This window comes from Streptomyces gardneri (assembly GCF_006539185.1).
Taxonomy (GTDB): Bacteria; Actinomycetota; Actinomycetes; order Streptomycetales; family Streptomycetaceae; genus Streptomyces; species Streptomyces gardneri.
Window position 1 is genome coordinate 98630 of the sequence record NZ_BJMN01000020.1, and the last position, 23037, is coordinate 121666.

Annotated in this window: 23 protein-coding genes; 11 read left to right on the top strand and 12 right to left on the bottom strand. The window is 71.5% G+C overall.

What is annotated here, in order from left to right; translation table 11 throughout:
• Positions 1–34: 34 nt before the first annotated feature.
• Entirely contained in the window at positions 35–484 is a 450-nt protein-coding gene (locus tag SGA01_RS16180; protein ID WP_141297203.1) for a carboxymuconolactone decarboxylase family protein, read from the bottom strand.
• Here SGA01_RS16180 and SGA01_RS16185 point away from each other — a divergent pair.
• Positions 483–1022: a MarR family winged helix-turn-helix transcriptional regulator gene (locus SGA01_RS16185; RefSeq protein ID WP_218037837.1), complete on the top strand. Its 540-nt coding sequence runs from the start codon at positions 483–485 to the stop codon at positions 1020–1022. The genes SGA01_RS16180 and SGA01_RS16185 overlap by 2 nt on opposite strands.
• Before the next feature lie 12 nt (positions 1023–1034).
• Here the strand turns inward: SGA01_RS16185 and SGA01_RS16190 are convergent, their stop codons facing one another.
• Positions 1035–2024 carry an aldo/keto reductase gene (locus SGA01_RS16190; RefSeq protein WP_141297283.1) on the bottom strand — a complete coding sequence of 330 codons (990 nt, stop codon included), beginning with the start codon at positions 2022–2024 and terminating at the stop codon, positions 1035–1037.
• A 172-nt stretch (positions 2025–2196) separates the two neighbouring features.
• Positions 2197–2781 (bottom strand): RNA 2',3'-cyclic phosphodiesterase, encoded by a 585-nt coding sequence (gene thpR / locus SGA01_RS16195; RefSeq protein WP_141297204.1) that lies wholly within the window; start codon positions 2779–2781, stop codon positions 2197–2199.
• Positions 2782–2830: 49 nt separating this feature from the next.
• On the opposite strand from thpR, the gene SGA01_RS16200 reads away from it, so the two are divergent.
• A complete protein-coding gene (locus SGA01_RS16200) occupies positions 2831–3331 on the top strand; it encodes a GNAT family N-acetyltransferase (protein ID WP_255325206.1) in 501 nt (166 codons plus the stop codon).
• 30 nt (positions 3332–3361) lie between these two features.
• On the opposite strand, the gene SGA01_RS16205 is transcribed toward SGA01_RS16200, so the two are convergent.
• The 3 genes from SGA01_RS16205 to SGA01_RS16215 form a co-directional block, all read right to left on the bottom strand.
• Entirely contained in the window at positions 3362–4765 is a 1404-nt protein-coding gene (locus SGA01_RS16205; RefSeq protein ID WP_141297206.1) for a signaling protein, read from the bottom strand.
• A gap of 354 nt (positions 4766–5119) precedes the next feature.
• Entirely contained in the window at positions 5120–6457 is a 1338-nt protein-coding gene (locus tag SGA01_RS16210) for an MFS transporter (RefSeq protein ID WP_141297207.1), read from the bottom strand.
• 27 nt (positions 6458–6484) lie between these two features.
• Entirely contained in the window at positions 6485–6928 is a 444-nt protein-coding gene (locus SGA01_RS16215; RefSeq protein ID WP_024759949.1) for a MarR family winged helix-turn-helix transcriptional regulator, read from the bottom strand.
• A 200-nt stretch (positions 6929–7128) separates the two neighbouring features.
• On the opposite strand from SGA01_RS16215, the gene SGA01_RS16220 reads away from it, so the two are divergent.
• Positions 7129–7395, top strand: a complete 267-nt coding sequence (locus SGA01_RS16220; RefSeq protein WP_141297208.1) for a hypothetical protein — start codon at positions 7129–7131, stop codon at positions 7393–7395.
• Here the strand turns inward: SGA01_RS16220 and SGA01_RS16225 are convergent.
• A complete protein-coding gene (locus SGA01_RS16225; protein WP_141297209.1) occupies positions 7365–8816 on the bottom strand; it encodes an NCS2 family permease in 1452 nt (483 codons plus the stop codon). The two genes, SGA01_RS16220 and SGA01_RS16225, sit on opposite strands and share 31 nt — an antisense overlap.
• Positions 8817–8962: 146 nt before the next feature.
• Here SGA01_RS16225 and SGA01_RS16230 point away from each other — a divergent pair, with 146 nt between their 5' ends.
• From SGA01_RS16230 to SGA01_RS16240, 3 genes are all read left to right on the top strand, one after another.
• On the top strand, positions 8963–9292 hold the full coding sequence (locus SGA01_RS16230) for a DUF2530 domain-containing protein (protein ID WP_141297210.1): 330 nt from the start codon (positions 8963–8965) through the stop codon (positions 9290–9292).
• Between the two features lie 88 nt (positions 9293–9380).
• Entirely contained in the window at positions 9381–11789 is a 2409-nt protein-coding gene (locus tag SGA01_RS16235) for an HAD-IC family P-type ATPase (RefSeq protein ID WP_141297211.1), read from the top strand.
• Between the two features lie 128 nt (positions 11790–11917).
• On the top strand, positions 11918–14014 hold the full coding sequence (locus SGA01_RS16240; RefSeq protein ID WP_229918070.1) for a serine/threonine-protein kinase: 2097 nt from the start codon (positions 11918–11920) through the stop codon (positions 14012–14014).
• Positions 14015–14033: 19 nt separating this feature from the next.
• Here the strand turns inward: SGA01_RS16240 and SGA01_RS16245 are convergent, their stop codons facing one another.
• From SGA01_RS16245 to SGA01_RS16260, 4 genes are all read right to left on the bottom strand, one after another.
• Positions 14034–14825: a class I SAM-dependent methyltransferase gene (locus tag SGA01_RS16245; RefSeq protein WP_141297213.1), complete on the bottom strand. Its 792-nt coding sequence runs from the start codon at positions 14823–14825 to the stop codon at positions 14034–14036.
• A gap of 9 nt (positions 14826–14834) precedes the next feature.
• A complete protein-coding gene (locus tag SGA01_RS16250; RefSeq protein WP_229918072.1) occupies positions 14835–15581 on the bottom strand; it encodes a helix-turn-helix domain-containing protein in 747 nt (248 codons plus the stop codon).
• 315 nt (positions 15582–15896) lie between these two features.
• A complete protein-coding gene (locus SGA01_RS16255; protein ID WP_229918073.1) occupies positions 15897–16334 on the bottom strand; it encodes a hypothetical protein in 438 nt (145 codons plus the stop codon).
• Positions 16335–16483: 149 nt separating this feature from the next.
• The gene (locus tag SGA01_RS16260) at positions 16484–17815 is read right to left on the bottom strand and encodes an NsdA family TPR-like regulatory protein (RefSeq protein WP_141297215.1); all 1332 of its coding nucleotides are present in this window, start codon (positions 17813–17815) and stop codon (positions 16484–16486) included.
• A gap of 164 nt (positions 17816–17979) precedes the next feature.
• Between SGA01_RS16260 and SGA01_RS41080 the strand changes: the two genes are divergently transcribed.
• From SGA01_RS41080 to SGA01_RS16280, 5 genes are all read left to right on the top strand, one after another.
• A complete protein-coding gene (locus SGA01_RS41080; RefSeq protein WP_167534114.1) occupies positions 17980–18153 on the top strand; it encodes a hypothetical protein in 174 nt (57 codons plus the stop codon).
• On the top strand, positions 18150–18368 hold the full coding sequence (locus SGA01_RS16265; protein ID WP_141297216.1) for a hypothetical protein: 219 nt from the start codon (positions 18150–18152) through the stop codon (positions 18366–18368). The genes SGA01_RS41080 and SGA01_RS16265 overlap by 4 nt, the downstream gene beginning before the upstream one ends.
• Positions 18369–18443: 75 nt before the next feature.
• Positions 18444–18827, top strand: a complete 384-nt coding sequence (locus tag SGA01_RS16270; protein ID WP_141297217.1) for a VOC family protein — start codon at positions 18444–18446, stop codon at positions 18825–18827.
• A 105-nt stretch (positions 18828–18932) separates the two neighbouring features.
• The gene (locus SGA01_RS16275) at positions 18933–19289 is read left to right on the top strand and encodes a hypothetical protein (protein WP_229918075.1); all 357 of its coding nucleotides are present in this window, start codon (positions 18933–18935) and stop codon (positions 19287–19289) included.
• A 168-nt stretch (positions 19290–19457) separates the two neighbouring features.
• A complete protein-coding gene (locus SGA01_RS16280) occupies positions 19458–19793 on the top strand; it encodes an SCO4225 family membrane protein (protein WP_141297219.1) in 336 nt (111 codons plus the stop codon).
• A gap of 21 nt (positions 19794–19814) precedes the next feature.
• Here SGA01_RS16280 and SGA01_RS16285 read toward each other — a convergent pair whose 3' ends face one another.
• Positions 19815–22979, bottom strand: a complete 3165-nt coding sequence (locus SGA01_RS16285) for a sacsin N-terminal ATP-binding-like domain-containing protein (RefSeq protein ID WP_141297220.1) — start codon at positions 22977–22979, stop codon at positions 19815–19817.
• Positions 22980–23037: the final 58 nt, after the last annotated feature.

The window sequence follows — 23037 nt, forward strand, 5'->3', positions numbered from 1 at the left end:
TCACGGAGGACGTCGGGCGTCACGACGTCGGGCGTCACGCGGCGCGGGTGAGGCGGTTCGCGAACGTCGAGACCGTGTACGTACCGATGCCGAGGACGACCTCCAGCGCGTTCCGGCGGGTGTAGCCGGCCTTCTCGAAGGCCGCCAGGTCCGCGTCGCCGACGGCGCCGGAGGCGGCGAGCACCTGGAGGGTGAACGTCCGCACGGCGTCGAGGCGTTCGGGATCCGGGGCGGGACCGAGGGCGGCCATCTTGGCCTCGTGCATGTCGACGCACAGGTGGCACTGGTTGCGGGCGGCGACGGTGAGGATCACGGTCTCGCGGGAGTGCGGGTCGAGGGTGGTGGACTCGAAGATCTCGCTGAGCTTCAGGAAGCCGTTCAGCGTCTCCGGCGACTCCTTGAGGAGCGCGACGGCGTCGGCGGTGCGGGCGGAAAGGTCTGCGGGCAAGGCGTCTCCTCGGATTTCGACTAGAATCGACAACATGGTTGACCATGTGTCGAGGGAAAACGTAAACCAGGTTGTCGATAACGGCAAGGGGAAAGGCGGACCCGAAGGCGACGGCAGGGGCTACGAGCTGCCCCTGCTCCTCTTCGGCGGCTTCCGCACCCTCATCGACCGGCTCCACGCCCGCCTCGCCGCCGAGGGACACCCCGACCTGCGCCCCGCCTACGGCTTCGCCATGCAGGCCATCGGTCCGCAGGGCGCCACCGCCAGCGAGATCGGGCGGCGCCTCGGCGTCTCCAAGCAGGCCGCCGGCAAGACCGTCGACCGGCTGCTCGCCCTCGGCTACGCGGAGCGCGCCGACGACCCCGCCGACGCCCGCCGCAAACTCGTCCACCTCACCCCACGGGGGTACGCGGCCCTCGCCCGCTCCGCCGCGATCTTCGACGAACTGCGGGCGGAATGGGCCGCGACCCTCGGCGCGGACCGCGTCCGGGACCTGGAGGCGGCCCTGCGGAACGTCGTCCCCGCGGAGACGGCGTTCCGCCTGGACGCCACGAGCTGGCTCGGCGCGCCCTGACCCCTCACGGGGTCACCAGGCGAAGGCCTCCGGGGACGGGCCCGGGCCCGGGAAGATCTCGTCCAGGCCGGACAGGACCTCCTCGCTGAGCTCCACCTCCAGGGCGCGCAGCGCGCTCGTCAGCTGCTCGGGGGTGCGCGGGCCGACGATCGGGCCCGTCACCCCGGGGCGGGTGAGCAGCCACGCGAGAGCCGTCTCGCCCGGCTCAAGACCGTGCTTGTCGAGCAGGTCCTCATAGGCCTGGATCTGCGCCCTGGCCGCCGGGTCGGCGAGCGTGGCGGCCGCGCGGCCCTCCGTCCGGCGCTTGCCCTCCGCCTCCTTCTTCAGCACCCCGCCGAGCAGGCCGCCGTGGAGCGGCGACCACGGGATGACCCCGAGGCCGTACTCCTGCGCGGCCGGGATCACCTCCATCTCGGCGCGCCGCTCGGAGAGGTTGTAGAGGCACTGCTCGCTGACGAGCCCGACCGAGCCGCGCCGGGCGGCGGTCTCGTTGGCCTGGGCGATCTTGTAGCCGGGGAAGTTCGAGGAGCCCGCGTACAGGATCTTGCCCTGCTGGATCAGGACGTCGACCGCCTGCCAGATCTCCTCGAAGGGGGTCGCGCGGTCGATGTGGTGGAACTGGTAGACGTCGATGTACTCGGTACCGAGCCGCTTGAGGCTGGCCTCGACCGCGCGGCGGATGTTGAGCGCCGAGAGCTTGTCGTGGTTGGGCCAGGCGTCGCCCTCGGCGGCCATGTTCGCGTACACCTTGGTGGCGAGAACGGTCCTGTCGCGGCGGCCGGCGCCCTTGGCGAACCAGGAGCCGATGATCGACTCCGTCCGCCCCTTGTTCTCGCCCCAGCCGTAGACGTTGGCGGTGTCGAAGAAGTTGAGACCCGCGTCCAGCGCGGCGTCCATGATGGCGTGACTGGTGGCTTCGTCCGTCTGCGGACCGAAGTTCATCGTGCCGAGGACGAGTCGGCTGACCTTGAGTCCGGTGCGTCCGAGCTGCGTGTACTCCATGAGGGTCAAGCCAACTGCTTCGAGTCCGCTCGAAGCAAGGAGATTCCCACGAAGGAAGACGGAGGGTGCGTGCTTACTGTCCGGTGACCGCCGCCACCGCGATGATCGCGAACATCAGTACGAGCACGCCGGCCATGATTCGGTTACGGGTCTTCGGGTCCACGCATCGAGGTTAACCCGACCGCACCTCTCCCCCTTCAAGGGGCCAGGCGTCGAGCGTCTCGTACCGGGGCTGCTCGCCCTGCACCCCGCTCACCGGCAGCCGCGAGCGGACGAGCGCCAGCTCGGCCACCTGCCAGCGGTCGCCCTCGAAGGTGTGAAGCGTGTCGAGGAACGGCCGGAGGTCCGTCTCGTCCGTCCGCGCGCGGGCGAGCGTCAGATGCGCCTGGTAGCGGCGGTGCTCCTCCATCGCGACCCCGGCCCGGCGCGCGGCGGCATCGGCCCGCTCGGCCAGCAGCCGCAGCTCGTCCAGGTCGCCTGCGACGCCCGTCCACAGGGCACGGCGGCCGAAGTGGCCGCCGCCGTGGAGGCGCAGCGGGAACGGCGGGGTGCGGTGCGCGGCCCGGGCGAGCCGGACCCGCAGCTCGGGCAGCAGCTCCTCGTCGACCTCGCCCATGAAGGCGAGCGTGAGGTGCCAGCCGGGCCGCGAGGTCCAGCGCAGCCGGTCGGCCCCGGGCAGCCGGTGCAGGGTGTCGGTGACGTGTCCGAGCTCGGCCAGCTGCTCCGCGGGCGGCAGGACGGCGGCGAAAAGCCTCATGGGAAGAGTCTGGCAGGGCGGGGCTAGCCTCTGCTGAATGAACAACGGGATGAAGATCCGAATGGGCGGGGCGGAGGACCTCCCCGCGATACTCGCGGTGCTCGACAGCGCGGTGGTGTGGCTCAACGGCAAGGGGATCACCGCGCAGTGGGGCACGGAGTCGTTCTCCGGGCGCCCCAAGGCGGTGGAGCAGGTCCGGCGGACCATGGGCGAGGGCGACCCGTGGATCGTCGAGATCGACGGCGTACCGGCGGGCACGATGACGCTGACCCCGCACCCCGGCCAGCACATCGCGCCGGCCGACGAGCCCGAGGTGTACGTACGCCTCCTCGCCACCGACGCCCGTTTCCACGGCCACGGGGTGGGGGCGGCGCTCCTCGCCCACGCGGCGGAGGAGACCCGGCGGAGGGGGGTGTCGCTGCTGCGGGTGGACTGCTTCGCGGGCAGCGAGGGGCGGCTCGTCGCGTACTACGAGGGCCAGGGCTTCACCCCGACGGACACGTTCCTGGTCGGGGAGTGGGCGGGTCAGGTGCTGGAGCGGCGGGTCTGAGGAGGAAGACGACCCGCCGCTCGCGCGCGGTCAGCTGGTGAAGTACCCGGCGTCCAACGCGATCCAGCCGGTGAACGCGCGCTCGTCGTAGATGCGCAGCTGGCCGTCGGGCATGACCTCCCACCGGGTCGTGAGAGGGCCGGTGATCGTGCCGGCGCCGGTCGCCGTGCCCACCATGCCCTGGGTGCGGCTGGGGCGGAGCTGCGACGGGAGCGTGAGGATCGTCTCGCCGCTGGTCCACGCCTTGCCGTCGACACGGGTCACCCGGAGGCGGAGGTCGACGCGGTCGCCCGACTGGCGGTACTGCGGGCGGTAGCTGTCGGTGGCGGTGTAGGCGGAGCCGTAGTCCAGGTCGGTCCACGGGACGGTGGTGGCGGAAATGCCGTAGAGGGCCATGTGTCGTTTCTCCTGGGTGGCGAAGCCGAACACGAGCTGCGGCCCGGCGGGCGTTCGGCGGACGGCGATGGCTTCGGTCTCGCGGTGGGCCAGGCCGAGAGCGGTGGCGTTGAAGGTCCGCTCGACCACCTCGCCGGTGAGGACGTCGTAGACGGTCCACCAGGAGTTGCCCGGGCTCGGGTTGGTGGTGCTGTAGGCGCTGCCCTCGTTCTGGTAGACGAGGTTCCCGTACAGACACCAGGCCTGGGTGCGGTACTTCGCCGTGATGCTGTGCTTCGGGGTGAAGTCGCGGTTCTTGAAGGCGTCGAGGTCGTAGACGCGGTACTCCGCGGGGCCGGACGACGGCACATGACGTACCGCGATACGGCCGTGGTCGATGTCCAGGGACGGGGTGACCGCGGTGGCTCCGGGGACGGGGTCGAAGACCTCGACGAGGGGGCTCACGGCGTCGACGATGGTGCCGGGCTTGAACGCGACGCGGCCGATGTGCTTGCCGTAGGCGTTCTCGTTGGTCTGGGGGTTGCCGTCATCGGGGACGTAGTCCGCGTCGGTCTCCAGCCAGAGCCAGGGGGTGCCGTCGACGTGCTCGACGCCGAGCCCGCCCCCGTGGCCGAAGCCCCTCAGGTACATGACGGCGAGGACGGTGCCGTCGGGCGCCACCTGGTTGACGCACAGGTCTCCCCGGCGTGCACGCTCGTCGTCGGGCAGGGTCACGGTCTCGTCGGCGAGCACGCGCTTGTCACTGATGCACTGCACGGCGTAGGCCAGACCGGTCACCGGGTCGAAGGCGACCTGCTGGTGCACCCTGGTCTGGTCGAGGAGGATCTCCCTGCCGAACAGATCGACGGGCTCGGCCTTCAGGTCGAACCTGTGCCCTGCGGGCAGGGTCACGGCGGCGGGCCAGACCGCGGGCCCGGCCTGCGGGACGACCGCCTGGGGAACGGCCGCCTGCGGGACGGCCGCATGGGCGGCGCCGACGGGGGCGAGGACCGGGGTGGCGGCCATCGCGGTCAGGAGGGTACGGCGGCTCAACGGCATGACGGAACGGCTCCGTTTCCTCGGGGAGACGGTGCGGCGGTGGCCGCCGGAGCCTTCGACGAGCTGCGGCCTCGGCCGCGGCTCGGTATGTGGGCGGAACGTATGAACATGGGCGTGCAAGCCCCCCTTTCAAGATCAATCACCTGCACGGTGCCGCGATCTTCGCACACGGGAGCGAGCGATCAAGAGGGAGATTCGGGCGCCTGACGGAGGGCCGGGGCGGAAGCAGAAACTCCGCTCCCGCCCCGGAAATGACGGAGGCTCTGGCTCCGCTCGCGCCCCGGAGAAGACGGAGGCTCTGGCTCCACCCCACCCGGGAAAGGCGGGGCGAAACCTCCGCCCCACCCCCGAGGGTCAGGCCGCGGTGGCCAGCCCCTCGCGCGCCACGAAGCGGACCTGCGGGTGGCCGTGGCGCCAGCCGAAGGCCATCTTCAGGCCGCCGACCTTCGCCAGGATCAGGCCGATGACGCCCGCCGCGGCCAGCGAGATCACGCCGCCCGTCGCGAAGCCGACGCGGGCGCCGTACGTGTCGGTGACCCAGCCGAGGAGCGGCGCTCCGATCGGGGTGCCGCCGGCGAAGACCATCATGTAGAGGCTCATCACGCGGCCCCGCATGGCCGGGTCGGTCGCCATCTGGACGGCCGAGTTCGCGGTGATGTTGACCGTGAGGCCGATCATGCCGATCGGCACGAGCAGCAGCGCGAACAGCCAGAACGCCGGCGACAGCGCCGCCGCGATCTCCAGGACGCCGAAGACCGCCGCCGCGATCACCAGCATCCGCAGCCGGGTCGAGCCCCGGCGGGCCGCGGCGAGGGCGCCCACGAGGGAGCCGGCCGCCATCAGGGTGTTCAGGAAGCCGTACGTACCGGCGCCGACGTGGAAGACCTCCTCCGAGAAGGCCGTCAGCCAGATCGGGAAGTTGAACCCGAAGGTGCCGATGAAGCCCACGAGGACGATCGGCCAGATCAGGTCGGGCCGCCCGGCCACGTACCGCAGGCCCTCCCGGAGCTGGCCCTTGCCGCGCGGGGCGCGCTCCACCTTGTGGAGCTCGCTCGTCCGCATGAGCAGGAGGCTCACGAGGGGGGCGATGAAGGACAGGCCGTTGAGGAGAAAGGCCCAGCCGCTGCCGACTCCGGCGATCAGCACACCGGCGACGGCGGGACCGACGAGCCGCGCGGACTGGAAGTTCGCGGAGTTGAGCGAGACGGCGTTGCGGAGGTGCTTCGGGCCGACCATCTCGGCGACGTACGCCTGCCGGGCCGGGTTGTCGACGACGGTCACCATGCCGAGGAGGAAGGCGATCAGGTAGACGTGCCAGACCTGGACGGAGCCGGAGAGCGTGAGGACGGCGAGCGCGAGGCCGCACAGGCCGAGGGCGGCCTGGCTGACCAGGAGCAGGTTCCGCTTCGGGTAGCGGTCGGCGATGACACCGCCGTACAGGCCGAAGAGCAGCATCGGCAGGAACTGCAGGGCTGTGGTGATGCCGACGGCGGCGGCCGAGCCGGTGAGGCTCAGGACCAGCCAGTCCTGGGTGATGCGGGCCATCCACGTACCGGTGTTGGAGACGATGGCTCCGGTGAAGAACAGCCGGTAGTTGCGGATACGGAGCGAGGAGAAGGTTTCCCCCCGCCCACGGGTCTTGAGGGTGGGTTGATGGACGGGTGCGGAGTCTGCTCCGGGTCCCGTACTCAAAGTGCGTTCGCCTCCTCGGCTGCGGGTCTACAAATGGGCGAGCTTCTCCAGGACGGGAGCGGCCGCGCGCAGCTTGGCCCATTCGTCCTCGTCCAGACCCTCGGCGAGGGTGGCCAGCCAGGCGTTCCGCTTGCGGCGGGACTCTTCGAGCATGGCCTCGGCCGTCTCGGTCTGGCGGACCACCTTCTGGCGGCGGTCGTCGGGGTGCGGCTCCAGCCGGACCAGTCCCTTGGCTTCGAGCAGCGCGACGATGCGGGTCATCGACGGAGGCTGGACGTGCTCCTTGCGGGCCAGCTCACCGGGGGTGGCGGAGCCGCAGAGCTTCAGGGTGCCGAGCACCGACATCTCGGTCGGGCTCAGCGACTCGTCGACGCGCTGGTGCTTGAGTCGTCGGCTCAGTCGCATGACGGAGGAGCGGAGCGCGTTCACGGCCGCGGCGTCGTCGGCGGTGCCGTGGGACAGGTCTGGCATGTTTGTTAGCCTAACTCATTACTCTGTCTAAATACCAACGGAAACACGCCGACCGCGCCGACGTCGCACGGATCACACCGGCAGCACCGGCAACACAGGCGCGGGAAGGTCACGCTTCGGCATCCATGTATCACCCAAATGAGTGAGTCGGATCCAGAAAGTGACGCAAAGAGGCGCCGGGTGCCCCGACCCTGAACGGCATGGGATCGACAGTGCTCAGCCTGCGCATCGACGGTGAGCTGCTCGACCGGCTCAGGAGTCACGCCGCGAAAAGAGGAATGAGCGTCCAGGACTATGTCGTCCGGACGCTCATTCGCGAGGATTTCGACGAGCGGTTCAAGACCGCCGTCGACGAGACGGAGAGGTTCTACGGGGCGGCCGACCGAACGGCCGACGGCGACGAGGCGGCCGGCCCTGCGGCCGCCTCGCCCCGCGATCACGTGAGGCCGAGCGCCGGCATCGCGTAGTAGAAGACGAAGACCGCCGACACGACGTACATGGCCACCGGGACCTCACGGCCCCGACCGGCCGCCAGGCGCAGCACGCTGAACGCGATGAAGCCGATGCCGATGCCGTTCGTGATCGAGTACGTGAACGGCATCATCACCATGGCCAGGAACGCCGGCACCGCGATGGTGTAGTCGCTCCAGTCGATGTCCTTGATCGAACCCGCCAGGATCAGGAAGCCGACCGCGAGCAGCGCGGGCGTGGCCGCCTGGGACGGGACCATCGTGGCCAGCGGCGTGAGGAACAGCGCGATCGAGAAGAGACCGCCGGTCACGACCGAGGCGAGGCCCGTCCGCGCGCCCTCGCCGACGCCCGCCGTGGACTCCACGAAGCAGGTGGTGGCGGAGGACGAGGTCGCGCCGCCGGAGGCGACGGCCAGGCCGTCCACGAGCAGGACCTTGTTGATGCCCGGGAAGTTGCCGTCCTTGTCGATCAGCTTGGCCTCGTCGCCGACGCCGAGGATCGTGCCCATCGCGTCGAAGAAGCAGGACAGCAGCACGGTGAAGACGAAGAGGACGCCGGTCAGCAGACCGACCTTCTCGAAGCCGCCGAAGAGGCTGACCTCGCCGACCAGCCCGAAGTCGGGCGAGGCGACGGGGTTGCCCGGCCACTTCGGGGTGGTGAGACCCCAGGAGGGGACGGTCGCGACGGCGTTGATCACCATGGCCACGATCGTCATGACGACGATCGAGATGAGGATCGCGCCCGGCACCTTGCGGATGATCAGGGCGAGGGTCAGCAGGGTGCCCAGGACGAAGACGAGGACCGGCCAGCCGGTGAGGTGCCCGTCGCCGCCCAGCTGGAGCGGGACGGTGGTGTGCGCGGCGTCGGGGATGCGGGAGACGAAGCCCGAGTCGACGAGGCCGATGAGCATGATGAAGAGGCCGATGCCGATCGCGATGCCCTTGCGCAGGCCGACCGGGACGGCGTTCATGACGCGCTCGCGCAGACCGGTCGCGACGAGCAGCATCACGACGATGCCGGCGAGGACGACCATGCCCATGGCGTCGGGCCAGGACATCTTGGGCGCGAGCTGGAGCGCGACGACCGTGTTGACGCCGAGGCCGGCGGCGAGCGCGATCGGGACGTTGCCGATGACGCCCATGAGGAGCGTCGAGAAGGCGGCCGTGAGGACGGTCGCCGTGACGAGCTGACCGCTGTCGAGCTGGTTCCCGTACATGTCCTTGGCGCTGCCGAGGATGATCGGGTTCAGCACGATGATGTAGGCCATCGCGAAGAAGGTGGCGAAACCGCCCCGGACCTCGCGGGCGACGGTCGAACCGCGCTCCGAGATCCTGAAGAAGCGGTCGAGACCCGAGTCCGACTGCGGGGGAAGCGCAGGCTCGGGGGACGTGGCCTTGGCGGTGGCCGTGGTGCTCATGGGGGTTCCTCTTCGGAAGAAGTCCTTTTTGGCGGTTCATACGAGGGAAACCCGCCAGAGGCAAACCGTTTCAGTATGAACACATGAACGAGTGAGCGTCTATCTCCGCGCGTAGACAACAATTCCCGCCGCCTAGACTGAGAGCCATGGCGAAGTGGACACCGAAGCACGAGGCACCCGAGCCCCTCGAAGGGCCCGTCGTCGCCACCATCACCGGCGGCACGATCCTCTGGTTCGTCCTCTTCCTCGTCCAGCTCCCCTTCTACGGCTGGTTCGACGACCGGGACCTGACCTGGTGGGTGTGGACCTGCCTCGCCGGCGCCGGGCTCGGCCTGATCGGCATCTGGTACGTACGGGGCCGTGACGCGGCGCTCAAGCGACACGCGGCGGCGCAGGAAGCGGATGCGGCGGCGCAGGGAGCCGGTGCGGCGGAGGCTCCGGAGCCCCGGGCCCCCGAGACGCACCCGGGCGCGTAGCACCAGGGGACGATTCTCCTCCTCCCCCGGTCTGATCTTCGCCCTTCTCGGCAGGTGAACGACCCGTTCCGGTCGTACCGTCGAAAACATGACTCAGCGGGCGAAGATCGACACCGGCGGCGGCGAGACCGAGGCGGTGGAACCCCCCGTCGTGCACCGCCCGGCCGGGCTCACCTCCGCCGAGGTCGCCGAGCGGGTCGCGCGCGGCGAGGTCAACGACGTACCCCTGCGCAGCTCCCGCTCCACCACCGACATCGTCCGCGCGAACGTCTTCACCCGCTTCAACGCCATCATCGGCGTGCTGTGGGTGATCATGTTCTTCGTCGCGCCGATCCAGGACAGCCTCTTCGGCTTCGTGATCATCGCCAACACCGGCATCGGCATCATCCAGGAGCTCCGCGCCAAGAAGACCCTCGACGGGCTCGCGGTCATCGGCGAGGCGAAACCGACGGTCCGCCGCGACGGGGTCGCCGCCGAGCTCTCCACCTCCGAGATCGTCCTCGGCGACCTGATCGAGCTGGGACCGGGCGACAAGGTCGTCGTCGACGGCGTCGTCGCCGAGGCCGACAGCCTGGAGATCGACGAATCGCTCCTCACCGGCGAGGCCGACCCGGTCGTGAAACAGCCCGGCGCCCCGGTGATGTCCGGCTCGTTCGTGGTGGCCGGCGGCGGCGCGTTCACCGCCACCAAGGTCGGCCGCGAGGCCTACGCGGCCCAGCTCGCCGAAGAGGCCTCCCGCTTCACCCTCGTCCACTCCGAGCTGCGCAGCGGCATCTCCACGATCCTCAAGTACGTGACGTGGATGATGGTCCCGACCGCGATCGGGCTGATCATCAGCCAGCTCGTCGTCAAGGACAACGACCTCAAGAACTCGATCGCCCGCACGGTCGGCGGCATCGTCCCGATGATCCCCGAGGGCCTCGTGCTCCTCACCTCCGTGGCCTTCGCGATCGGCGTGATCCGCCTCGGCCGCAAGCAGTGCCTCGTCCAGGAGCTCCCCGCCATCGAGGGCCTGGCCCGCGTCGACGTCGTCTGCCTCGACAAGACGGGCACGCTCACCGAGGGCGGCATGGACGTCACGGAGCTGCGTCCCCTCAACGGCAGCGACGAGGCGTACGTACGCAAGGTGCTCGGCGCCCTCGGTGAGTCCGACCCCCGCCCGAACGCCTCCCTCCAGGCGATCATCGACGCCTACCCGGACTCGGTGGACTGGCGCTGCACGGAGTCGCTCCCCTTCTCCTCGGCGCGCAAGTACAGCGGCGCGGCGTTCAGCGAGGGCAACGGCGAGGACTCGACGTGGCTGCTCGGCGCCCCCGACGTCCTGCTCCGCGCCGGGGACCCGACCCTCACCGAGATCGACCATCTCAACGAGCAGGGCCTGCGGGTCCTCCTCCTCGCCCGTACGGCCCACGAGCTCGACGACCCCGGCGTCGCCGCCGACGCCAGGCCGACGGCCCTCGTCGTCCTGGAACAGCGACTGCGCCCCGACGCCGCCGACACGCTCGCCTACTTCGCCGACCAGAACGTCACCACGAAGATCATCTCGGGTGACAACGCGGTCTCGGTCGGCGCGGTCGCCGGCAAGCTCGACATGCCCGGCGCGGAGAACACGGTGGACGCCCGCACCCTCCCCACCGACAAGGAGGAGATGGCGAAGGTCCTGGACGCGAACGGCGTCTTCGGCCGGGTCTCCCCGCAGCAGAAGCGGGACATGGTGGCGGCGCTCCAGTCCCACGGCCACACGGTCGCGATGACCGGCGACGGCGTCAACGACGTCCTGGCCCTCAAGGACGCCGACATCGGCGTCTCGATGGGCTCGGGCTCGGAGGCGACGAGGGCCGTAGCCCAGATCGTCCTCCTGAACAACAGCTTCGCGACGCTCCCCTCCGTGGTGGCGGAAGGCCGCCGGGTCATCGGCAACATCACGCGGGTCGCGACCCTCTTCCTCACCAAGACGGTCTACTCGGTCCTCCTGGCCGTCCTGGTGGTCTGCTCACAGGTCGAGTACCCCTTCCTCCCCCGCCACCTCACGCTCCTCTCCACCCTGACGATCGGCGTCCCGGCCTTCTTCCTCGCGCTCGCCCCCAACAAGGAACGCGCGAAGCCGAACTTCGTCCGCCGGGTGATGCGGTACGCGATCCCCGGCGGCGTCATCGCGGCGGCGGCCACCTTCACGACGTACCTCCTCGCCCGCCACCACTACAGCGGCGAAGGCGCCCTGGAGGCCGAGACCAGCGCGGCCACCCTCACGCTCTTCCTGGTCTCCATGTGGGTCCTCGCGATCATCGCCCGCCCCTACACCTGGTGGCGTCTCACCCTGGTCGCCACGATGGCCGGCGCCTTCCTCCTCGTCCTCGTCGTCCCCTGGCTCCAGGACTTCTTCGCGCTGAAGCTGGTGGGCACGACGATGCCGTGGGCGGCGGTCGTGATCGCGGCGGCGGGCGGCGTGCTCCTGGAGGTGGCGTACCGCTGGGTGAGCCGGAGGTTCCCGGCGTAGGGCCTTCGGGTCAGTCCCCGCCGGGGCGCCACGCGCGGGCCCCGTACCGCTAGGGTGTCCGATCGATCGTGCGTGATCATCGGCTGGGGGCAGGGATGGCTGCGGGTACGGGGGAAACGCGTCTCACGATGCTCGGCCACTATCAGGTGGCCGAACTGCTGGGAGCCGGCGGAATGGGCGAGGTCTACCTCGCCCACTCGCCCTCAGGGCGAGCGGTCGCCGTCAAGGTGATCCGCGAGGACCTCGCGGCGAAGCCCGGCTTCCGTGAACGGTTCGCCCGCGAGGTCCAGGCGGCCCGGCAGGTGAGCGGCGCGTTCACGGCACCGGTCCTGGACGCGGACACGACGGGTCCCACCCCCTGGATGGCCACCCAGTACGTCGAAGGCCCCACCCTCGCCGACATCGTGAACGATCGGGGCACGCTCCCCGCCGACGAGGTCTGGCGGTTGGCGTCGGGCCTCTGCGAGGCACTGCGCGACATCCACCGCGCGGGCCTGGTGCACCGCGACCTGAAGCCCGGGAACATCCTGCTGGCCGAGGACGGCCCCCGGGTCATCGACTTCGGCATCTCGCGCGTCGTGGACGCGACGGCCCTGACCCAGAGCGGTCAGATCCTGGGCACGCCCCTGTTCATGGCGCCCGAACAGTTCCGCACGCCCCGTGACGCGGGACCGGCCGCCGACGTCTTCGCGCTGGGCTCGGTCCTGGTCCACGCGGCGACCGGCCACGGCCCGTTCGACGCGGACAGCCCGTATGCGATCGCCTGGAACGCCGTCCACGAGGAGCCGAACCTCACCGGCCTGCCCGAATCCCTCCGCCCCGTCGTCGAACCCTGCCTGCGCAAGGACCCCGCCCAACGCCCCGCCCCGGAAACGCTGCTGGCCCTCCTCTCCTCCCGCCGGGAACGACGCACCCACCGCAGCTCCGCCCGGGAAGCCGAACTCGCCCGCACCCGCCGCGTCCGGCTGCGTCGAGGCGCCCTCGCGGCGGGCGCGCTGGCGTGCGCGGCGCTGGCCATCGGCGTAGGGACGTGGTGGCCGAAGGCGGGCAGCGACGAAAGCCCGCGGAAGCCGCTCGCCACGACCGGCCCTCCGGCATCGGAAGCGACGTCCGCGCCGGTACGGATGCCGGGGTGGAAGCCGTGGGTGACCCAGCTGAGCCCGGACCGGGGCGCGGTGAGCGAGATGACCGACTGCCACTACGAGGTGTCGGCCCTCTGGTGCACAGGCGAGCGGTTGCTGCTGGCACGTCTGGACCCCCGCTCGGGAAAGGTGCTCTGGCGGCAGACCCGACCCGGCGGGTCGGGAGCGACCCTCCTGGGCATGACGCGCTGGACCGTTCTGGCCGGCGCCCACCAGGACACCGGGTCCACGCAGGCGTACAAGATCCAGGCGTACGACATGGAGACGGGAAGACCGCGGAACGAGCGCTCGGTCCCCGGGGCGCAGGAGTGCGGCATCGCTGCCGAGATCGTCGTCTGCTCCCACGGCGACAGCATCTCGGCGTGGAGCCTGGAGGGACTCTCCCCCCTGTGGACCGTTCCATCGGACCGGGTCCTGCTCCCCTCGCCGAAGGGATCGCCGTCGCAGAACGTCTACGTCATGAAGAAGACCGAGTCCGGTCTGCCCACGGAGGTCGGCGAGATCAGCCAGGGCGACGGCCACCTCATCTGGCGCAAGGACGTCCCCAAGGGCACCGACTTCGCCACGGTGTCCGGTGAGGGCTTCCTCTACTTCCTCACCTACCGGGGAGGCGTGACGAAACTCGTCCGGCTCGACCCGGAGCGCGGGGGCGAGACGACGACGGACCTGGCGGTCCCCGAACGCATGCTGGACATCGTCGGCGAGGTCTTCTACAGCCACCGCGGCGGCGTCATCAGCGCGTACGACATCGCCACCGGCCGGCGCCTGTGGTCCTCCAGCACGCTCCACCACCGCTTCTCCGCCCCGACGGTGGAAGGCGACCGGATCCACTTCACCACCCAGGACGGCACCGTCATCGCCCTGGACCGTCACAGCGGCGGCGCGCTGTGGCAACAGCGCCCTCCGCAAGGCGGATCCGAACCGGGCCCATCGGGCAGACTCACCCCGCTCATCCCTGCCCCCGTAGTGCTCGGCGACATCATCGTCGCACCGGCCTACCAGGCTTGGATCCATTCCTTCCTCGCGCCGCCGACCGTCACGGCCTCTCGGACGGCGGCTCCGTCGACCGCGGCGGCCGGATGAGTCAGCCACCGCTGGGGCGTCACGCCGGCTCGCCCAGCCGCCGCAGGCGCAGCGCGGCGGTCAGCATCGGGAGAGTGAACTCGCCGTCGGCGGTCTCCGGCCGGCTCGCGAGGAAAGCGCGCATCCGGGCGAGCGTGGCCTCGCGTTCCGGTTCCGGCATGACCAGCATTCCCGCGCGCGTCGCGAGGGTGGCGACGAGGGAGTCGGCGGTGCGGCGCTGCCCATGCGGGAACTCGGCCTGCTTCGGCAAGCCGAACAGGGCGGCCACGCCCGTCCCGGGAAGGTGCATGCCCGCCGTCGCGGCGCGCCAGGCGGCAGGTGTGTCACGCGGGCCGACGGCCGCGCTCCCGCCCGTCCGCGCGAGCCCGGCGACCCACTCGACCCGGTCGTCCATGAGGTTCCACAGGCCGGCCAGTACGCCGCCGGGCGCGAGGACCCTGGCGATCTCGGGGCCGGCGACGGCCATGTCGAACCAGTGCATGGCGTTCCCGGCCAGCACGGCGTCGACGGATGCGTCCGGCAGCGGAATCGACTCGGCGCTGCCCGGCAGAGCGCGGACGGTGGGCAGCGCGCGGCGGAGCTCGGCCAGCATCGCCGGGTCGGGCTCGACCGCGACGACGTCGACGCCCAGGGCGACCAGCGTGGCGGTCAGCTTGCCGGTCCCGGAACCGAGGTCGAGCACCCGCGCGCCCGGCGCGGGCCCCAGCGCCCACCGCACCGCGGCCTGCGCGTAGTCCGGGCGGTGCGCGGCGTATGCGGCGGCCGCGGTACCGAACGACGAGCTGTGCAGGAGCCGTTCGCCCTCTTCCATGCGGTGACGCTACCCGGCCGGGACCAACTCCTCACGGCAGTCGCCGCAGACGGCCTCGGCGTCGCGACTGCGGAACGCCCGGTCGCACCCGTCGCAGGTGATGAGCGGGGCGGGCCCCTCGACGACCGACGGCGGCGGACCGGCGGGCAGCCGGGGCGGCAGGAGGGCGGAGAGGCGGTACTCCAGGAACCGGCCCGGGTGGTGGATGGGTACGTGGGCGGGCGGCAGGGCCGCCGTGAGCGTGCGGACGACCTGGGCCGGAGCGACTTCCCGGGCCAGCCATGCCTCGACGGCGGGCGCGAGCCGCAGGACCTCTCGCCAGGGCAACAGCAGCCGGGAGTCGACGGTCCGCAGCCGCGCGAGCAGGTCGGCGGCGGGCCCGGGGAGGGCGGGGGGTTCCGGGGTCGGTAGGTCCTCCGCGAGGCCCTCTTCCGGCACGTACTCGATCGCGATCTCAGCCTCGACCTCGGCCACGGGCTCGGCCGCTCGCCGGGCCGACAAGCCGCACCCGGGCTTGTCGTACGACACGATCCGGGTGGCGAACCGCCCGCCCCCGAGAGGCATCCGATGCCGCTCCAAGTAGCCTTCGACGACCAGCTCGTTGAGGGCTCGGCGGATCGTGATCTCGCCCTCCTTGAAGCGGTTCGTGAGCGTCTTCACGGTGACGTCGGCGCCCTCGGGCAGCGACTGGATGTGGACCCCGAGCCCGATCGCCGCGGCCGACAGGGACGGATGCTGGGCGAGGTGATTGCCCACGATCGTGAACCGGTCGGTATGCCGGAACCGGACCCGGATCACCCCGGAGCGGGGCGCGTCGGCGGGAATCTCGAACGGAACAGGGCACGCGGACACGGCCGCGTTAGACTGCGGACAAGCCATGGGGAAGCCTTAGATTCCTTCTTGGTCAGGCCCTCGCCAGGATGCCAGTCCTGTCGGGGGCCGAGTTGTTGCATATGCCGTTGTTGCGGCCGACCGTACCGCATCCGTCCGCACTCCGGACGCGCCTTCACCCGAACGTGTGGCAAGGCCAGTTGGGGAGCGGGAGGGATGGGTTGGGGAGTTCTCTTCCCGTTACTTGAAGAGGCGACGCGCCCCACCGGGGCGTGGCCGAGCGCGCCCCGGCCGACGACGAGTCGCCGCTCGGAAGAGGGCCAGAAGGGCCTGGGCCGGCGGTGCGTCCGCGTCGAAGAACTGCGTGGCCAGCGCGGGCGGCACGGCCGATCCGTGCATGCGGACCTCGTGGCACGTGAAACAGAACGCCGCCTCGAACAGGGCCACGTCGAGCGAGTCCTCGTACGCCCGGATGCTCCAGCCCGGCGAGAACCCGCAGCGGTGCTGCTCACTGCCGGGCAGGCTCTCGATCAAGGCCAGTGCGTCGGCGGCCTCGCTCCCGGCCCAGTGGGCGACCACCCTGCCGGGATACGGGGCGCCCTGCTCGGTCGGAAGGGCGGAGATCCTTACGACCTCGATCAGCACGGTGGCGGCAACGGCTTCGGCGGGGAGCTGCATGCACGCAGTCTGCCCGCCGGGCCGGCCGAGCCCCGGTGGGGCCTCGGAATCAGCGCAGGAAGGTCTTGCGCCACTCCAGCGGCGACATGGTGAGCGCGGCCTCTGCGAGGGCCTGCGCGTAGTACCCGAAGTCGGGTTCCCGTCGCCGCTCAGGTCACCCGCAGCATCGGGCGACCTCGATCGAAGACCTCGCGCGCGTGGGTGTTGGCGAGATGCGGTCGAAGTGCGGAGAGCATGGCTCGCACCCGGTCGTCGCACCGGCCGGACTGTACGTGCGGGTAGTCGTCCAGGACCCGGTTCCAATCGACGCATGCCTCTTCCAGACGCCCGATCGCCAGTTTCCTCTCCGCGAGCATGGCGTTGTACCGCACTCTCGTCCGACGGTAGGCGGGCTCCCTCAGACGGTCGGCCAGTTCCAGGGACTCGATCGCACCGGCGACATCGCCGAGCTCATAACGGACCTGTCCCACGTGATAGTTCAGCGCGGACGGATCGTAGGACCCGAACGCCTTCGCCCCCGACTCCGCCTTGTCCATGGCCCTCTCCGCCTCCTTGATACGGAGCAGAGCGTCCACCCGGTCTCCGTCCTGTGCGGCGGCGTGGGCCTGCTGCCCCGCGAGGAAGGCGACCATGCGAGGACCGGCCTGCGGCGACGCAGCAGCGGCGGCGTCCGCCAGCCGCACGGCGAGAGGTCCGTGGCCGAGGTCGACGGCCTGCACGCTCATCCCGCGCAGGGTGGTGCAGTAGGTCAGGTGGTCGCCCGCCGCGCCGGCCAGTTCGAGGGCCTTGGTGTAGTACTGCTGAGCCAGGCCGTCCTTCCGCTCGTCCATCGCCATGTATCCGGTCAGATAGCAGTGGTCGGCAGCCGCCGACCGCAGAGCGTTCTTCACGTCGTCGGAGGCGGTTGCTCGAAGCGCGGAAACGATCGTGTTCACGAGGAAGGCCGCTGCCATGGGGCGGGCCATCCGGCCGCCGAACTTGTCGTCGAGATCGCTGATGTGCTCGGTCATGGCGGTGATCGCCGCGACCTCCGGACGCCCGATCCGCGTGTGCGGGTCGACCTGGACCTTCTCCAAGCGGTCCCGCACGTCCGGCCATCCGGGGATGACGGCGGCAGCCGAGAAGACTCCGGCACCGAGAACGCTTCTGCGTGATGGATCCATGTCCGCGCTCCCGAGGTCGGCCAGCCCCGCCACGGTATCCGGAGCGCCGCCGGACGGCTCGGGCGAAGGGGCGAACCCGGCTGCGTACGCGCTGATGGGACGGCCCAGCCTGCGCGCGAGCGCCTCCAGGACCAGGGGACGGACCGGCTTCCTCGGAAGGCTGCCCGCCAGCCAATGCGGCACTGCTGATTCGTCGTACTGGAACGGGATGCCGACCTCGGCTCCCACGCGGGCGACCGCGCGGATGAGCTGACCTCTCGACCAGCCGGATTCCTCGAAGAGCGCGGCCAGGGCGGTGTTCGGTGTGCGTGCCGTCATGACTGCCCCCTGAACTTTCACGGCTTTCACGGGCCACTGCCGCTTCCACAGTACTCACGGTCCGTGTCTGACAGTTGACTGAACATCACATCGCTGAGCAGAGCGGCACCCGTTGCGGCATCCCGCGAATGGGCGCCGCTGCGCCGCCGGAGAGGAACACGTGCATGACCACACCCGAACTGCCCCGCCGGATCCCCGGTTCCAGCGAACGGAGGCACACCGCCCCCGAGCCTGCCCCCGGCGCCCCGAGCCGGGCGCTCCGGATGCGCGCCGCCGCCGGCTGGGCGAGGTTCATGCGGCGGGCCGAGGTCGGGAACCCGCGAGAGGCGAAGATGTGAACGCGGTCGGCCACGACGGGTACGAGCAACACCCCCTGCTTCACAAGAGAGTCCGCGACATCGCCAGCCAGGGCGAGGGCGAACTGACGGCGGTGACGCACGAGCTGCACAGCGACGGCCGAGTGGTCCGTATCGCTCACATCCGGCCCGAGAGCGGCATCGAGTGGACGACCTCGGCCGACAACATCCACGCCGCCGCCCCCTGGCCGACATGACCCGACTTGGTGCGTCGGGTGACCCCCACCCGAAAATCAGCGCGGACAGCCGGAGGGCGGTGCGAGGATGCCGGTATGGCCAAAGAATTTCAGGTGACTTACGACTGTGCCGATCCGGGCGCCGTGGCGGCCTTCTGGGCCGAGGTGCTGGGTTATCGCTTCCAGCCGCCGCCGGAGGGGTTCGTCGACTGGGCGGCCATCACGGATCCGGACGGCAAGGGGCCGCGGATGTACTTCCAGAAGGTCCCGGAGGGCAAGACGGTGAAGAACCGTCTGCACCTGGACGTGCGCTCGGCGCCCGGTCTGACCGGGGACGAGCGGATGGACGCGCTGGAGGTGGAGGCCGCCAGGCTGGAGGGGCTGGGGGCGAAGCGGCTGTACCGGCTCGAGTCCGACGGCGAGAACGAGGGGATCATCGTGATGGGCGACCCGGAGGGGAACGAGTTCTGCCTGGACTGAGGGCGGAGAGGCGCAGGGGTCTCGGGAACGCGCGCGGGGGCGAGCCGACCGGCTTCCGGTAGTCCGCCAGGAGATACCTGGCGGTTGCTACCGACGGAGTCCCCCGTGGCACGCACCGCACATCACTCTTCCGCCGCCCGCAGACGGAGCACCGACGACTGGCTGCCGGGGCAGCCTTGGCGGTCCGTCGTCCTCTGCGACCTCCGCTACGGCTCCCCCGGGCCGCCGCGGCTCATCCGCCGCGCCGTGAACGTCTACTCCCTGCCCCGGCACCACCAGGACCGCACCGTCGCGCACTGGGCCGCGCAGGAGGAGCGCCGGGCCCGGCAGCGGCTCCGAAGCCGGGTCGGGGTCCTTCTGCGGCTGGTCAACTCCCCTGCCGGTGTGATTGACCTCGATTACGCGGACGTCGTGGACATTCCCCCGGCCCGCCATCGGCACAGTGGTGTCTGGTTCGCCTAGGGCTCGGCCGGGCGATCTTCGAGGGGGACCGCTGCCGTGAGCAGCTACGCGGCCCGCGACGCGCGTGTCCTCACACCGGTTTGAGTAGCGCTACTCAGGTGCCGGGGGCGGCACCGCCGCAGGATCGAAGCGTCACGGCGCAACCGAACCGCCCAGGAGGAATCGATCATGCGAGACAGCCGCCCCCGCACTCTCGTCCGGCTCACGTTCGCGAACCCCGCCTCGCTGGTCTACCTCGGCCTGGTGGTCGTGGCGTCGCTCCCTGTGGTGTTCGCCCCGTGGAGCGCAGACCCCTCCTTCGCGCCCCTCTGGCTCATCATGATCACCATGCCCACCAGTGGGTTCCTGCTCCTCCCCGAGTTCGCGAACGGCGACTCGGTTCTGTCGACCGGGTACTTTCTCTCGGCGATGGCCTTCTGCGCCCTGCTCCACGCCTTCCTCCTCGGCCTCGCCTACCGGGCCATCCGGAAGAGCCTGGCGCCGCAGGTCCGCACCACCGCGTGAGCGGTCTCGCCCGGGCCCGGCTCAGTCGAACCAGCGGTCCCTCGCCAGTTCCGCCGTGCGGGACGGGTCCTCCAGGAGGGCCGCCACCTCGAAGCGGCGCGGCCATTGGGCGGCCGACCAGGCCAGGCCCGCCGCCACGCCCTCCAGGGTCGACGCGTGGAGGATGCCGTCGGGGGTGACCCGCCAGTCCAGCTCCACGCCCGCCGCGCGGAGTTCCTCGTGCTCGATGTACGAGGAGGGGGTGGACGGGCCCAGGAGGGCGTGGACCGACGGCGGGACCTCGTGCTCCTCGCCGACCGTCGTCACCTCCGCCTCGAACGCCTCGCTCAGGCGGCGGACCTGGAACAGCTCCGCCAGGTCGGCCGCGCGGGACGGGGCGACCGGGAGGAGCGGGGTGTCGCCGGTGAGGGGGAGGAGGTCCGGGGCGTCCGCCACCAGGGCTTCCGCCGCGTCCACGACGACCAGCTCCCCGTCCACGACCGCACGCAGCTCGTCCGGGAGCGTCACCTGCTCCGGGTCCAGGTCCGCGAGGGCCGTGTAGAGGGCGTGGAGCTGGGGGGCCGTGACCTCGCGGGACGGGTCGGCCAGGCGGGTCAGGAGTTCCGCCGCGCCGCCCGGTTCCTCCAGCAGCGCCGCCACGGACGTGCGGACGCCCAGCGCCCTCAGGACCTGCTCGTCGTCGAAGCCGGTCGCGTCGGCGGAGTCGTACAGGCCGGCGAGGAGCGGGTCCGAGCCCTCGGCCCGGAGGCCCGCCGGGCGGCGGCCGTCCAGGACGGGGTGGTCCCGGAGCCACCACGCCGTGTACGAGCGGACCGTCTCCGTCGTGCCGTCCGGGAGGAGGATCCGTACGGGCTGGGTGAGCGCGTCGCGGAGCGGGGGCTGCGCCAGGAGGGCGAGCGCCTGCGGCCAGGCCTCGTCGTCCACCAGGTCCAGGTCCCGTACCGCCACGATCTCCGTCGCCACCGGCGGCACCGGCGACTCCGGCAGGCGGTCCAGGACGTCCTCGCACCACACGTCGACCGCGTCGAGCAGCCCGGCGTCGTCCGGCTCCGGGTAGTCGCCCTCCCGCGGCTCGACCTCGTCCGGGTCGAGGACCAGGTCCGTCGCCCTGACCAGGGCGAAGTTCGCCAGGACCCCGCAGGCGGCCAGGGGGCGTTCGCCCCAGCGGGCGGCGAGCTCGGCGTCCACGAAGGGCAGTTCGTCCTCGCGCATCACGGCCGCGAAGGCGGAGCCCGGGAGCACCAGCTCGCCCGCCGGGGAGAGTTCGCCGTCCTCGTCGGGGAGGGCGAGGGCGCCCAGCCAGGGTTCGTCGCCCGGGTCGATCTCGGCGTCCCGGACGAGGGCGAGGACCGTGTCGGCCAGCTCTTCCGCGTCGAGGGTGTCGGCGTCCTCGTCCCAGATCTCCCCCGCGTCGAGGGAGGCCGCGACCGCCGCCCGCACCTGCGGGGTCGTCAGGACCGCGCGGGGCGTGGCGGGCAGGGCGCCCAGCTTCTCCAGGAGCGGGTGCGCCGCCTCCGGGTGCGCCACCTTCAGACCGAGCCGGGTCAGCTCGGCGGGGGTCCTGTCCTGCGGGAGCAGGACCTGACGGGGGCCGATCGTCGTGCGGATCCGGACGGCCTCGGTGTCGTCCGCGAGCGGTACCGGGAGGCCCGTCAGGCGGTCGGGGTCGACGCCGGCGAGGGAGTCGTAGAGCCGCCACCACCAGGACGGAGCCCTGTCGACCCCGGCGAGGCGGTCGACGGCCTCGGTGAGGGGGACCCGGCCCACGCCGAGGGTGCGGAGCTCGGGGCGGCGCTCCAGGCCCGCCGGGAGGAGCGTGGGGAAGACCTCCGCGAGGACGTCGACGGTGTCCGCGCCGGCGCCCTCGGCGACCTCGGCCTCGATGGGGCGGAGCGCGGGCAGTTCCTCGGTCGGGGCGGCCGGCGCCAGGAACGCGACCCTCGGCAGGCGGTCGAGGATCGCCTCGCGCAGCGCCCCGTCGAGCGGCCCCTTGCCGAGCGGGCCGGGGACGAGGTCGAGGGTCGAGGTCGTCACCGGGTGCCAGTCGGCGAGGAGTTCGGCGTACGCGTCGGCCGCGCGCTGCACCAGGAAGTCGGTGAGCGGGCCGGGCGCCGGGTGGCGCCGCGCGGTGTCCAGCGGCAGGGAGGCGATGAGGAGGGCGGGGATGCCGAGGGGCTCGTCGGTGGGGGTGGGGGCGTGGACGACGGGTTCCGTGCGGGGGTGGGCCGGGGCGCCTTCCCCGTCCACGGGTACGGCCCAGGTGACGGACCAGTAGGGGCGGAGGCGCTCCTCCACCGGGCGGTCCTTGAGGAGTTCGGAGTCGAGGGGCCCGCTGTGGGCGACGGTCCGCCAGCGGTGGGTGCCGGTCGCCGTGTCGTCGATGCGGACGTAGCCGTCGTCCTCGGAGCGGCGGAGGGTCCGTACCCCTTCGGCCGTCTCGACGACGATCTCCGCGAGGCCGGGGAGCGTGAGGAGCAGGGCGTCGTCGACGGAGGCGAGGAGGCGTTCGGCGAGGTCCTGGGCCGCGGTGTCCCGCAGCGGGAGGACGACGACCGTGTCGTAGCCGTCGGGCGCGGTGCCCTCGGCGGGCAGCGGGAGCCGCAGGAGGGGTACGTGGCCGTCCCGGCGGCGCAGTTCGTCGCCGAGGCCCGGGCTGTACCGGGCGGATTCGGCGGCGAGTTCGCGGGCCTCCGCGAGGGACCAGCGGACGCCGCCGTGGCGGCCGAGGACGGCGGGCTCGTCGGAGACGGCGAGGACGGCGGCGAAGCCGACGCCGAAGCGGCCGACGGCACCGTGCCCGCCGGACCCGCCCGGACCGCTCTGGTCGCGCTTGGCGGAGGCGCGGAGCGTGGACAGCGACTCGGCGCCCGCGGCGTCCAGCGGAGCGCCGGTGTTGGCGGCGGCGAGGATCGCGGGGCTCTCGTGGTCCGCGGGGTGGAGGGTGAGGCGGAGGCGGCCGGTGACGCCGGCGCGGTGGGCGGCGTCGGCGGCGTTCTGGGCGAGCTCGACGACGAGCCGGTCGCGGTAGCCGCCGAGCGCGAGGTCCTCCTCGGCGTTGGCGTCCTCCCGGAACCGGGCGGGCGAGGCGCCCCAGGCGTCGAGCACTCCCCGCCGCAGCCGTGCGGTGCCGAAGGGATCGGTTCCGTCGGTCGTCGTCCGGACGCTGACGCTCACGTCTGACTCCACTCTGCGGGGCGGTGATCTGGGCGGTGATCCGAGCGATCACCCGGGCGGTGACACTGCC